The sequence below is a fragment of the Streptomyces sp. MK7 genome, assembly GCF_032658145.1.
GTDB classification, from domain to species: Bacteria; Actinomycetota; Actinomycetes; order Streptomycetales; family Streptomycetaceae; genus Streptomyces; species Streptomyces spiralis.
The window spans coordinates 1-13,215 of the sequence record NZ_JAVACL010000054.1 but is presented as its reverse complement, the minus strand read 5'-3'; the positions used below and the strand labels follow the sequence as shown (position 1 = coordinate 13,215).

Here is a 13,215-nt window from a genome sequence, read left to right as displayed (position 1 = left end):
GTGGCAGGCCGCGTGGAACGAGTCCGCCGGATCCAGGGCCCACGAGCGCGGCCTCACCCCGTCCGATGGCGGCTTACTTCCGTGGTCGCCCCGGTGGGCGACCACCAGGTTGCCCGGCGTTGAGGACGTCGACCGCCCGGACGTGGCGCCGGACCGGCCGCGCCCCGCCGTGGCCCGGTTGTCACCGTGGTGCGGGCAAACTAGACTGAATGCGCTTCCATAGTCAGACGGGGCAGGTCTCCGAAAATCTCAGCGGGTATCGAGGGCGGCGGCTTCATCATGGGTGATCCCACCGTTTACGACGTCGCCGAGCGTGCCGGTGTGTCCATCGCGACGGTCTCGCGCGTCTACCGCAGCCCCGACTCGGTGCGGGCCGCGACACGCGAGAAGGTGCTTGCCGCCGCGCACGATCTGGGCTATGTGCCCAGTGCGAGCGCACGGGGGCTGGCCAGCCGGGCCACCGGAGTGCTCGGGCTGTGCTTCCCTGACTTCGCCGATCCGGAGGCCGAGGGGACGGCGCCGGACGTCGACGAGGCCGAGCCGAGTTTCTACGGCGACGAGGTCATCCGGGGGATGGAGCGCGCCGCGAGGCGGCGCGGTTATGCGCTGCTCATCTCTGCCGCCCATGCCGACCGGGCGGGCGAGGCGCTGTCGGACGTGGCCGGCCGGGTCGACGGCCTGGCGATCCTGGCTCAGGACGTCCCGTCGGCGGTGCTCGACGTCGTTGCGCGGCGGCTGCCGGTGGTCGTGCTTGCGGGGCGGGCGTTGCCCGGTCTCGACCGCATCGAGGTCGCCAACTTCGACGGCCAGTTGGAGCTCACCCGGCACCTGATCGACGGCCACGGGCTGACCGACCTGGCGTTTATCGGAGGAGCCGAGAACTCGCCGGACGCGGAGGCCCGTTTCCGCGGCTTCCAGGCGGCCCATCTCGCGGCGGGGCTGCCGCTGCCCGAGCGCCCCGCCGCGCGGGGCGACCTGACCTTGGCCTCCGGGCGCAAGGCCGCGCTGGAGCTGCTGGACCAGGGGGGGCCGCGCCCGCAGGGCCTGATGTTCGCGAACGACCAGATGGCCGTGGGGGCGCTTCAGGCGCTCACCGAGCGGGGGATCAGCGTGCCTGCAGAACTCGTCATCACCGGGTTCGACGGTATCCCGCTGAGCCGTCAGGTCAGCCCGGCGCTCACCACTGTCCGTCAGCCCATGGGCCGGCTCGGCGAGGAGGCGGTGGAGTTGCTCGTCGCGCGGCTCGCCGACCGTGGCCGCCCGGCGCTCCTGCGCACGCTGCCGACCGCTCCGGCCCTGCGCGCCAGTTGCGGGTGCGGGGTCTAGGACACACCCCGCAGCCGACCGGTCCACGGCGCCTGGCGCGCGCTGCGCGCTCCGGGTGAGGCCAGTTATGCGCAGGCAGCGAGCCATGCCGGTGGTACGCCGCACTCGCGGTCATCGTCCAGCCGTCCATCGCCGCGGTGGCGCAGGCCGTGCGTCCTGTGAACCCCCTCCGGTGTACGGCAGCCTGCGCCGCCCGTCATGACGGCCCGCTGCCAGCAAGATTTCGCCGGGTTTACGAAAGCGTTACCCAGACGCCTCTTGTGTCGTCGGAGTGCCTCCTGGAGGGTGATGTATGCGCTTACAGCACGACGCGCGTACTCGAGGAGGAGCCCGCATGTCCCGCAATGCCTTGTCAGGTACCACCCTCGCGGCAACCGCCGTGGTCTTGTCGCTCGGGCTGACGGCCTGCAGTAGCGGAGGCGGCGGCCAGGTGGGCGTGGACGCCAAGCAGACCCTCACCGTGTGGGCCATGGGTGAGGAGGGCAAACGGGTCGCGGACATCGCCAAGAAGTTCAACGAGAAGTACCCGGACATCACCGTCAAGGTGACCCCGATCGGCTGGGACGTCGCGCACCAGAAGCTCGTCTCCGCGGCGGCCGCCGACCAGCTGCCCGACATGGCGCAGCTCGGCTCGACCTGGATGGGTGAGTTCATCGACCTGGGTGTGCTGGAGCCGGTGGACACGAAGGCGTTCAAGGCGGACGACTTCTTCCCGGCCGCCTGGAAGGGCAGCGAGAAGGACGGCGAGGTCTACGGCGTGCCGTGGTACGTCGACACCCGCGTCCTCTACTACCGCACCGACCTGGCCAAGCAGGCCGGAGTGACCAAGGCGCCGAAGACCTGGGCCGACCAGCTCGCCCTCGCCGAGGCGTTCAAGAAGCTCGGCACCACGAAGTGGGCCTTCTCCCAGCCCGCGGGCGGCCAGGGCTCCTGGCAGAACTGGGCGCCGTACCTGTTCTCGGCGGGCGGCACGGTCCTGGACAAGGACGGCAAGCCTGCACTGGACTCGCCCGAGGCGGTCACGGCGTTCACCGAGTACGCCAAGTACTTCGACAAGGGCCTGTCGAAGAACACCCCCGCCGCTCCCGGGTATGACGTGATCAAGGACTTCGGTGCGGGCAGCGTGCCGATGTTCGCCTCCGGCCCCTGGATGGTGCAGAACATCGCGGACCAGGCCCCGCAGATTGCGGGCAAGTGGGCGACGGTCCCGCTCCCGGCCGGTAAGCAGCCCGCCTCCATCATCGGTGGCGCCGACCTCGTCACCTTCGCGAGCAGTGAGCACAAGGCCGCGGCCCAGGAGTTCACCAAGTTCCTCACGAGCCCGACAACGCAGGCGGACTGGTACAAGATGGCCAAGTCGCTGCCCGCCAACAAGAAGGCCTGGGACGAGCCGACGCTCAAGAGCGCCGATGTGGACGTTTTCAAGACGGCACTGAACAGCGCCGGAGAGATCCCGCCGCTGGCGCAGTGGGAGCAGGTCGCCCAGGAGATCGACATCACCCTGGAGAAGCTCGCCAAGGGCGGCGACCCGGCTGCGCTCGCCAAGGAGCTGCAGAAGAAGACCGAGGGCCTGGTGTCCTGAGCCATGAGCGGCACGACCTCCGCCGAACGGCCCGCCTCAGGCGGGCGGGCCGTCGCCGACGCCACCGACGCTCCCGCCGAGCCGGACCTCACCGGCAAGTCCGCCGCCCCTTCGATACGCAAGAAGGCCGGACTCGGCGCCCGAACGACGTCGGGCGGCACACGGCTGCGGCCTGACCGGCTCTCCCGGCACAACCTCGCCGGCTGGCTGTACTCGACACCGTTCCTGGTGTTCTTCGGCACCTTCATGGCGTTCCCGATCGTGGCGACGCTGGTGATGAGCTTCACCGACTTCCGCCTGCGCAACGTCACCAAACCGTTCGACGCGAACTTCGTCGGCCTGGAGAACTACTCCAAGCTGTTCGGGGACGAGCAGTTCCTGCGGGCGCTGTTGAACACCGGATACTTCGTGGTGCTCGGCGTACCGCTCACCGTCGGCAGCGGCCTGCTCGCGGCGGTGCTGCTGAACTCCGGCATCGAGCGGTTCCGGACCTTCTTCCGGGTCGGCTTCTACGCCCCGGTGGTCACGGCCATCGTCGCTGTCGCCGTGGTGTGGCGCTTCGTCCTCGACCCCAGTGAGGGCCTGATCGCCGGGCTGGCTCGCGAGGTGGGGCTCACCGCACCCGACTTCCTGAGCTCCGAGGTCCTCGCCATGCCGTCGCTGATCGCGATGGCGGTGTGGCGCAACATGGGCACGTCGATGGTGCTGTTCCTCGCCGGACTGCAGGCGATCCCCACCGAGGTGCGGGAAGCGGCGAAGATCGACGGTGCCGGCGTTTTCCAGGAGTTTCGCAGGGTCACCGTCCCGCTGCTGCGGCCCACCATGCTCTACGTCACGGTGATGACGACGATCGGCTTCCTCAACGTCTTCGAGGAGCCGTTCGTGATGACCAATGGCGGTCCCTCGGACAGCACGCTCACGGTCTCCCTCCTCATGTACCGCGAGGGCTTCAACTTCTTCCACATGGGCTACGCCAGCTCGATGGCCTACACCCTGTTTGTGATCATCCTGGCCGTCACACTGCTCCAACTGCGGCTGCTGAAGGACAAGACCAAATGAGCGCCACTACCGAAACGAGCGCCAGCACCGCTGCCCGCAACGGGTACGCGGTGCGGGACCGCCGTACCCGCATGACAAGGGGCATCACTTACGCACTGCTCAGCCTTGGCCTGCTGATCACGGCCGCGCCGTTCCTCTGGATGGGCCTGGCCGCGTTCAAGACGCCCCGGGACCTCTCGGCGAGCCCGCCGGTGTGGATCCCCACCGACTGGACGCTGGCCAATTTCAGCAAGCTGTTCGACCTCCTGGACGTGCCCCTCTACTTCTTCAACTCGGTGCTCGTCGCGTTCTTCGTCACCCTGTGCAACCTCCTCTTCTGCTCCATGCTCGGCTACGCGCTGGCCAAGCTGCACTTCGCGGGCAAGAAGGTGATATTCGGCGTCGTCATGGCGGCCCTGATGGTGCCCGGCAATCTGATGCTGATGCCGAAGTTCGTGATGATGAGCAAGATGAACCTCATCGACACCTACGCGGCGCTCATCCTGCCGTTCGCCGCCGGTGCCTTCGGGGTCTTCCTGATGCGGCAGTTCATGTCGACTGTCCCCGACGAGCTGCTGGAGGCGGCCCGGGTGGACGGGGCCCGCGAGTGGTACATCTTCTGGCGGATCGTGATTCCCCAGGTCAAGCCCGCTCTGGCGACCCTGTCGATCTTTGTCTTCCTCGGCTCGTGGAACAACTTCCTGTGGCCGCTGGTCGCCACCAACGACCCCGGCAAGTACACGCTCCCGGTGGCCCTGGCCACCTTCGCCACCGACCCGACCAAGGCCAACGGCTCCAACGGGGTGCTGATGGCCGGCGCGTTCCTCGTCGTCCTGCCGGTGCTCGCCGTCTTCGTCGTGCTGCAGCGTTACTTCACGCAGAGCATCGCCACGGCGGGCCTCAAGTAGCCGACACGCCTCCCGATCCGTACGGGGCCGGCGGCAACCTGACGGCTGCCGGCCCCGTACCGCCCACGGCCGCGCGAATGAGCCCTCTCGCCCACCACTGCCCTGCCGGGCACCGCCCTGCCCTGTCCGGCATGCACCACCCCTCGCACACACATCGTCTGCTGCAAAGGGAGCTGGATCGCTCCATGCACCGCCCTGCCTTCCTCGCCGCGACGGCCGGCGCCACCGGTGCCCTCGCGCTCGGCGCCGCCCCCGCGTACGCCCACCGGCGCCCCTCGCAGGACCCCGAGGCCCTGCTCACCCACTGGTTCGCGGACACCTACCGCTCGCTCGAGGCGATGGTCCCCGACAGCGGCCTGCCCGCCGACAACATCAAGCTCGGCGGCGCGCGGCCCGTGCTCACCGAGAACACCTCCAGCACCAACATCGGCTGCTGGCTGTGGTCCACCGTCGCCGCCTGCGGGCTCGGGCTGATCAGCGGGCTCGAGATGCACCGCCGCCTCGCCCGCACCGTGACCACCGTCGAGAAGATGGAGCGGCTGCACGGCTTCTGGTTCAACTGGTACAACACCTTCACCGGCGAGGTCCTCGACGCCTGGCCCGGAAGCGGGGCGCCCGTCAGCCATCTGCCGGCGAGCCGCGGGGACGTGGTGCTGCGCGAGGTGTCCACGGAGGAGGGCTGCGGCTTCGACATCCGCGTGGGCAAGGGCCGGGCGGTGGTCATCACCAACAACCACCGTGCCGACCTCGACTTCTGGACCGCGGCCCTGCGCGAGCTGGGCGCGGCGCCGGGGATCACCCACGACGGGCGGCTGCCCGGGGTGTTCTTCCTCACCACGACGGACCCGGACGGCGGGCGGCTGCTGCACGTCTTCAACATCGCCTCCGGTTACGCCCAGGACGTCACCGTCGCGGCGCGCGGCAAGCCGCTGTTCGGCGGCGAACGGCTGCATCTGCCGGGGCGCGGCGCGGCGATGCTGCCGCTGGGCCTGACAGCGGGCGGGACGCGCATCGCGTATGCCACGGCGGAGATCAGCGCCGTGGAGGAGGGGCGCGTGACGTTCCGTTCGCTGGGGGAGGAGGCCGTCGTGGCCGTCGACGGCCGGGCCCGCTGCAGTGGGGCCAAGGTCTCCTTCGAGGGCGGGCGCACACTGCCGCGGGTGCGGCGGGCGGAGTTCACCATCCACCGGAGCTGAGCAGTCGGGGCGCACCAGGGCTGACCCCCCCTTTGTGCGTCCCGACGCACGGACAGAATATTGTATGCGCTTACATCATGGCAGTGCCAGGCGTGACACGCGGGACAAGAGGACAGGACATGCACCGACCATACGAACACAAGGTCAAGGCCCTGCTCGGCCGGATGACGGTCGAGGAGAAGCTGGGCCAGCTCCAGCAGTTGACCTGGACCGGCGACACCGGTCCCGGCGGCGGCCAGACGGAGGAGGTCGAGCGCGCGGCCCGTGCCGGCCTGCTCGGCTCGGTGCTGAACCTGTACGGCGCGGCCCACACCAACATCCTGCAGCGCATGGCGGTCGAGGAGTCCCGGCTGGGCATTCCGCTGCTCTTCGGCTTCGACGTGATCCACGGCTTCTGGACCACCTTCCCGATCCCGCTCGCCCAGGCGTCCAGCTTCGACCCGGCGGTGGTCGCGCGCGACGCCGAGGTCTCGGCGAAGGAGTCCAGGTCCAACGGCGTGCGCTGGACGTTCTCGCCGATGATGGACGTCAGCCACGAGCCCCGCTGGGGCCGCATCGCGGAGAGCTGCGGCGAGGACCCGTACCTCAACGCCGTCCTCGCCGCGGCCAAGGTCCGCGGCTACCAGGGCGACGACCTCACCGCCGAGGACAACGTCGCCGCCTGCGCGAAGCACTTCGTCGCCTACGGCGGCGCCGAGGGCGGGCGGGACTACAACACGGTCGACGTCTCCGAGCAGCGGCTGCGCAACCTGTACCTGCCGCCGTTCCGGGCGGCCGTCGACGCCGGGGTGGCCACCGTCATGGCGGCGTTCAACACCGTCAGCGGCGTCCCGGCGCACGGCAACCCGCACACGATGACCGGCATCCTCAAAGGCGAGTGGGGCTTCGACGGGGTGATCGTCAGCGACTACACGGGCGTCGAGGAACTCATCGCCCACGGCTACGCCGAGGACGGCGCCGACGCGGCACGGCTGGCCCTGGCGGCCGGCCTCGACATGGAGATGGTCAGCACGAATGTCGCCGACCACGGCCGGCAGCTGCTCGCCGACGGGAAAGTCACCGAGGACCGGCTCGACGACGCGGTCGCCCGCATCCTGCGCCTGAAATTCGCGCTCGGCCTCTTCGACAACCCGTACACCGACGAGTCCGCGGTCATAGACGCGCCGACACCGCAGGCGCGGGCGGCGGCGCGGCAGGCCGCCGCCCGCTCCATGGTCCTCATGAAGAACGACAGCGGTGTGCTGCCGCTCGACGCCGGCAGCGGGTCCATCACGGTGGTCGGCCCGTTCGCCGACCACACGGATCTGCACGGCGCTTGGGCCGGCCCCGGCTGCCGCCGGTTCCCGTCGGTCAGCGTCCTCGACGCGGTACGCGCCGCCGCACCCGGTGCGACGATCACACACGCCGGGGCCGACGTGGCCCAGGCCGTCGCCGCCGCCGAGTCCGCCGACGTCACGGTCGTCGTGATCGGCGAGGAGCCCGAGCTCAGCGGCGAGGCCGCGGTGCGCAGCGACATCTCGCTGCCCGACGGGCAGGAGGAGCTCATCGCCGCCGTCGCCGCCACCGGCAAGCCGTTCGCGGTCGTACTGCTCAACGGCCGGCCGCTGACGATCGGCAACTGGGTGGACAGTGTCCCGGCGCTGCTCGAGGCGTGGCACCCGGGCATCGAGGCCGGAAACGCCATCGCCGACGTGCTCTTCGGCTCCGTCAACCCCGGCGGCAGGCTGCCGGTCACCTTCCCGCGGGCGATCGGCCAGATCCCCCTCTACTACAACCGGGAGAACACCGGACGCCCGTACGACCCGGCGCACGACGACGAGAAGTACGTCTCCAAGTACCTGGACCTCGCCGACGGACCGCAGTTCGTCTTCGGGCACGGCCTGAGCTACACCACGTTCGCCACCGGCGAGCCGCAGCTCGACCGGCAGTCGGTCACCGTCGACGAGCTCCAGCGCGGCGCGTGTGTCGAGGTCCGCGTGAGCGTGACGAACACCGGCGAGCGCACCGGCGACGAGGTCGTCCAGCTCTACGTCCACGATCCGGTGGCGAGCATCGCCCAGCCGGTGCGCCGGCTGCGCGGATTCCACCGCATCACGCTCGAGCCGGGACAGACCACGCAGGTGTGCTTCACGCTCGGCGCCGAGGACCTCGGCTTCTGGACGAACGACCAGGCCGGTCACTTCACCGTCGAGCCGGGCCGGATCGACCTGTACGCCGGTACGAGTTCCCTGGCCGACGCCCGCTGCACCCTGACGGTCGCCTGAACCACAGGGTCCGGGCACGCCCGCCGTTCGAAACGGCGGGCGTGCCCGTGCCCGTGGCCCTTCGCCGCGGCAGGGCGCCACACACATCTCCTATCGGAAAGCACGTTCCCACCCCCCAACCACCGGAGTCCACCGACCATGGCCATCTCCCAGCGCCCGAACATCATCCTTTTCATGACCGACGACCACGCCCCCGCGGCCATCGGCGCCTACGGCAGCTTGATCAACAAGTCCCCGGCGGTCGACCGCCTCGCCGCCGAGGGCACGGTCTTCGAGAACACCTTCTGCACCAACGCGATCTGCTCACCTGCCCGCGCCACCCTGCTGACCGGCACCTACAGCCATGTCAACGGCATGACCTCGCTGGAAGGCCCGAACCACCGGTTCGACGCGAGCCAGCCGTCGTTCCCGAAGATGCTGCAGGAGGCGGGCTACCAGACCGCGATCGTCGGCAAGTGGCACCTCGGCCACGGCGAAGGCCACGACCCCGAGGGCTTCGACTACTGGGAGATCCTGCCGGAGCACGGCGTCTACCACGACCCCGACTTCGTCACCGCCGGCGGCAGGAAGAAGTACCAGGGCTACGTCACCGACATCATCACCGACCTCGCGCTGAACTGGCTCGACAAGCGCGACCCCGACAAGCCCTTCTGCCTGCTGATCCAGCACAAGGCGCCGCACCGCCCGTTCGAGCCCGCCGAACGCCACCGGCACCTGTACGAGCACGAGGACATCCCCGCCCCGCCCACCCTCCACGACGACCTCGACGGCCGCGCTCCGGCCGCGCACGAGGCGAAGATGAGCATGGAGGACCTCACCGACGAGGACCTCAAGGGCGTACCGGTGCCGCCCGGACTGTCGCCGCGCGAGGAGCGCGAGTGGCGCTACCAGCACTACATCAAGGACTACCTCCGGGTGATCGCCGCCCTCGACGAGAACGTCGGCCGCGTGCTGCACTACCTCGACGTCACCGGTCTCGACACCTCGACCGCCGTCACATACACCTCGGACCACGGCTTCTTCCTCGGCGAGCACGGCTGGTTCGACAAGCGGTTCATGTACGAGGAGGGCATGCGCATCCCGCTGGTGCTCCGCTGGCCCGGCGTCGCCGAGGCCGGCTCACGCCACGAGGAGCTGGTGGCGAACATCGACTACGCGCCTACCCTGCTGGACATGGCGGGCCTGGCGCCTCATCCCCGTATGCAGGGCCGATCGCTCGTACCCCTCGTGAAAGGGGAGGACCAGAAGGAGTGGCGGGACGCCGTCTACTACCGCTACTACATGCACCTGGACGTCTGCCACAACGTCCAGGCCTGCTACGGCATCCGCACCCGGACCCACAAGCTCATCCACTACCCCGGCCACGGCTCGGGCGCAGACGGAGCCAAGGATGCGCCGCGCACGCCCGCCTGGGAGCTGTTCGACCTGACCCGAGACCCCCACGAGCTGCACAACCGCTACGACGACCCGCAGTACGCGGACGTGGTCAAGGATCTCACGGCCCAACTCGATGAAATCCAACACCACTTCGGTGACACACCAAAGGGCGTGCTGCCCGCGCCGACCGCCTCCTGAAGGGACGGCACCATGACGACAACCGACTCCGGCCGCGACACCCGCCCCGCCACCGAGTGGCTGGCCGACGCCGTTCTCTATCAGATCTATCCGCAGAGCTTCGCCGACGGGGACGGCGACGGCATCGGCGACTTCGCAGGCATCGAGCAGCGGCTCGACCATCTCGCCTGGCTCGGCGTGAACACCGTCTGGCTCAACCCGTGCTTCGCCTCGCCGTTCCGGGACGCCGGTTACGACGTGTCCGACTACCTCACCGTCGCCCCCCGCTACGGCACCAACGACAGCCTGGCCCGGCTGGTCGAAAACGCCCGGCGCCACGGCATACGCGTTCTGCTCGACCTGGTGGCGGGCCATACCTCCGACCAGCACCAGTGGTTCACACAGTCCGCCGACGACCCCTCCGATCACCGCTACATCTGGGCGGAGGGAGACACCCACCCGGGCGACGGCTTCCAGCCCTCGCCCGGCACCCGGCGCGGCTGGTACAAGCCGAACTTCTTCCCCAGCCAGCCCGCCCTCAACTTCGGCTACGCGCGCATGCACCCGGACGAGCCCTGGCGGCAGCCCGTTGACGCCGACGGACCGCGAGCCAACCGCCAGGCCCTGCGCGACATCATGGAGCACTGGCTCGACCTGGGCCTCGCCGGATTCCGCGTCGACATGGCCGCCTCGCTCGTCAAGGACGACCCCGGCCACGCCGAGTCGGCCCGCCTCTGGCGCGACATGCGTGACTGGATGGACAAGAAGCATCCGCAGGCCGCTCTCCTCTCCGAGTGGGGCGACCCGGCCGTCTCCGTACCAGCAGGCTTCCACGCCGACTTCTTCCTGCAGTTCGGCGCCGCCGACGACGGCCTCAAGCTGCGCTCTCTGTGGAACAACAACGCCGGCACCGTCAGCGAGGACTGGGCCCCGCTGGAGCCCTACTTCGGCGCCGACGGCACCGGGTCCCTGGGGACCTTTCTCGACGGCTGGCGGACCGCCACCACCGCGATCTGCGACGCGGGTGGCGGTGGCTTCGTCGCCCTGCCCACCGCCAACCACGACTTCTCCCGCCTCGCCTGCGGCCCGCGCACCGCGAAGCAACTCCCCGCCGCCTTCGCCTTCCAGCTCACCTGGCCGACCCTCCCGGCCGTGTACTACGGCGACGAGATCGGCATGCGCTACATCGCCGGCCGGCCGGAGCACGAGGGCAGCGTCCTCGGCCCCCGCTACAACCGGGCCGGCTCACGCACCCCGATGCAGTGGGATTCCACCGCGAACGCCGGCTTCTCCACCGCCCCCGCCGAACGCCTCTACCTCCCCCTCGACCCGGACCCCGCCCGCCCCACGGTCGCCGCCCAGCGCGAGGACCCCGGCTCCCTCCTCAACCTGGTGCGCCGCCTGATCGCCCTGCGCACGTCGACGCCGGAGCTGGGCAGCAGAGCCGGGGTGCAGGTGCTGCACGCCGGGTACCCCTTCGTGTACGTGCGTGGCGGGCGGTACCTGATCGTTGTCAATCCCCGCCGTGAGCGGGCGGAGTTCACGCTGCCCGAGGGCATCACCAGTGGCCTCGCCGGGGTCGATGCCGTCGAGGCCGCGGGAGTCGAGGTGAACGACGGCCTGGTGGGCGCCGCGGGCTTCGCCTACGGTGTCTTCGATCTCGGCCGCGCCGGCGTCAGGGCGGCACGATGAGCAACGACTCGGGCCGGCCGGCCTGCTGTGCCCCCCGGCGGCCGTCACAGACACCCGCGGCAGCAGTCACCGTGACCCGCGACGAGCACGCGGCCGCTGCCCACCCGCACGGCGGCTGGCGGGAGCTGCCCGGCGGCCCCTTCCTCATGGGCAGCGACGACTCCCCGTACGCGGCGGACGGCGAGGGTCCGGTCCGCGAGGTGACGGTCGATGCCTTCACCATCAGCGCGACGGCCGTCACCAACACGGAGTTCGCCGCGTTCGCCGACGCCACCGGCTACCGGACGGACGCCGAACGCTTCGGCTGGTCCTTCGTCTTCGGCGGTTTCCTCCCCGATGACTTCCCGCCCACCCGGGCAGCGGCCGCCACCCCCTGGTGGCGGCAGGTCCACGGCGCCGACTGGCGCCACCCGGAGGGCCCCGCGTCCGTCCTCGACGGCCGCGAGGACCACCCGGTGGTGCACGTTTCGTACGACGACGCCCTCGCCTACTGCCGCTGGTCCGGCACGCGCCTGCCGGCCGAGGCCGAGTGGGAGTACGCGGCACGCGGCGGCCTGGAGGGCGAACCGTATCCCTGGGGTGACGAACGCGACCCGGGGGGCGAGTACCGCATGAACATCTTCCGCGGCACGTTCCCGGGGCGTAACACCGCCGCCGACGGCTACCGTGCCACCTGCCCGGTGGACGCCTTCCCGCCGAACGGCTATGGCCTTTTCAACATGACGGGAAACGTCTGGGAATGGTGCGCCGACTGGTTCGCCCCGGGCGCCCGCGTCCTCAAGGGCGGCTCGCACATGTGCCACGAGTCGTACTGCCTCCGCTACCGCACGTCGGCCCGCATGGGGAACACCCCGGACAGCTCCAGCGGGAACACAGGGTTCAGGGTGGTGCGGGGACCGGAGAGACGTGTGGACTGTAAGGGCGCCCGTAAGACGGACGTTGCCTTTCAGGTGTCTCGTTGAAGACTTCGGCGGTAGGCGCATAGGCCAAGTGCTGCTGCAATCGGGATTACGCGACAACTCCTACCTGGCGGGCTTCGTCGACCCTGGGCGGGGTGGAAGCCTGCACAGCCTGCGCCGGGAGCGTGGTCCCCAGGCCGACGGCGCCTCCCTCTGCGCGCAGCCGGCTGCACCAGACCCGCTTGCGCAGCCACCTGCGCAAGCGGATGCCGCGTTTCCCACGCTCACGCAACGGTGTTGGCGCTCTTTGAAAGCGGCTCTGACCGCAGTTCCGTGAATCCCGAGGTCAGCAGCAGGAACGCGGGATCGTTTCGGCAACGTACTTCCTGCCATGGTGAGCAAGACGCTTGAGGATGTGCTATTTCCCGGGATCGATGCGCCTGGCCCCAAAAGCCGACACAGCGGACCCACCCTCTACCAGATCCTCGACATCCTCCAGGACCTGCTGAACTGCTGGACCGGCATCTGCACCACCTGCCACCAACCCCTGCCCCGCAGGACCACACCAAGATCAAGACAGACCTAATCCAGGGTGTAAGCGGCTCGGACCGGCGCCCGCAAGGCCCGGCGAACGGCTTACGACGGACAGCGGTACGCCTTGGCCCTCTCCGGTCCTTGAGACCCGCTTTGAGACTGGCGCCGCTGTCCACCCTGGTGGGTTCCGTGCGGTGACGTGGGTGTCGGGCAACGCCTGAG

9 protein-coding genes are annotated in these 13,215 nt (G+C 69.8%); all 9 read left to right on the top strand.

Annotated features, from left to right (window positions below):
• Positions 1 to 279 precede the first annotated feature (279 nt).
• The 9 genes from R2S09_RS35010 (at position 280) to R2S09_RS34970 (ending at position 12,522) form a co-directional block, all read left to right on the top strand.
• Positions 280 to 1,326, top strand: a complete 1,047-nt coding sequence (locus tag R2S09_RS35010) for a LacI family DNA-binding transcriptional regulator (protein WP_316745351.1) — start codon at positions 280 to 282, stop codon at positions 1,324 to 1,326.
• Positions 1,327 to 1,660: 334 nt separating this feature from the next.
• Positions 1,661 to 2,908 (top strand): sugar ABC transporter substrate-binding protein, encoded by a 1,248-nt coding sequence (locus R2S09_RS35005; RefSeq protein WP_306192205.1) that lies wholly within the window; start codon positions 1,661 to 1,663, stop codon positions 2,906 to 2,908.
• Between the two features lie 3 nt (positions 2,909 to 2,911).
• Positions 2,912 to 3,967, top strand: coding sequence for a sugar ABC transporter permease (locus R2S09_RS35000; RefSeq protein WP_316745350.1), 1,056 nt, complete (start codon positions 2,912 to 2,914; stop codon positions 3,965 to 3,967).
• The gene (locus R2S09_RS34995; protein ID WP_399145358.1) at positions 3,964 to 4,854 is read left to right on the top strand and encodes a carbohydrate ABC transporter permease; all 891 of its coding nucleotides are present in this window, start codon (positions 3,964 to 3,966) and stop codon (positions 4,852 to 4,854) included. The genes R2S09_RS35000 and R2S09_RS34995 overlap by 4 nt, the downstream gene beginning before the upstream one ends.
• Positions 4,855 to 5,039: 185 nt before the next feature.
• Positions 5,040 to 6,050, top strand: coding sequence for a hypothetical protein (locus R2S09_RS34990; RefSeq protein WP_316745349.1), 1,011 nt, complete (start codon positions 5,040 to 5,042; stop codon positions 6,048 to 6,050).
• A gap of 119 nt (positions 6,051 to 6,169) precedes the next feature.
• Entirely contained in the window at positions 6,170 to 8,314 is a 2,145-nt protein-coding gene (locus tag R2S09_RS34985; RefSeq protein WP_316745348.1) for a glycoside hydrolase family 3 N-terminal domain-containing protein, read from the top strand.
• Between the two features lie 138 nt (positions 8,315 to 8,452).
• Complete coding sequence (locus tag R2S09_RS34980; protein WP_316745347.1) at positions 8,453 to 9,889, top strand: sulfatase; 1,437 nt, start codon at positions 8,453 to 8,455, stop codon at positions 9,887 to 9,889.
• Positions 9,890 to 9,901: 12 nt separating this feature from the next.
• Entirely contained in the window at positions 9,902 to 11,560 is a 1,659-nt protein-coding gene (locus R2S09_RS34975; protein WP_316745346.1) for an alpha-amylase family glycosyl hydrolase, read from the top strand.
• Positions 11,557 to 12,522, top strand: a complete 966-nt coding sequence (locus R2S09_RS34970) for a formylglycine-generating enzyme family protein (protein WP_399145354.1) — start codon at positions 11,557 to 11,559, stop codon at positions 12,520 to 12,522. The genes R2S09_RS34975 and R2S09_RS34970 overlap by 4 nt, the downstream gene beginning before the upstream one ends.
• Positions 12,523 to 13,215 lie beyond the last annotated feature (693 nt).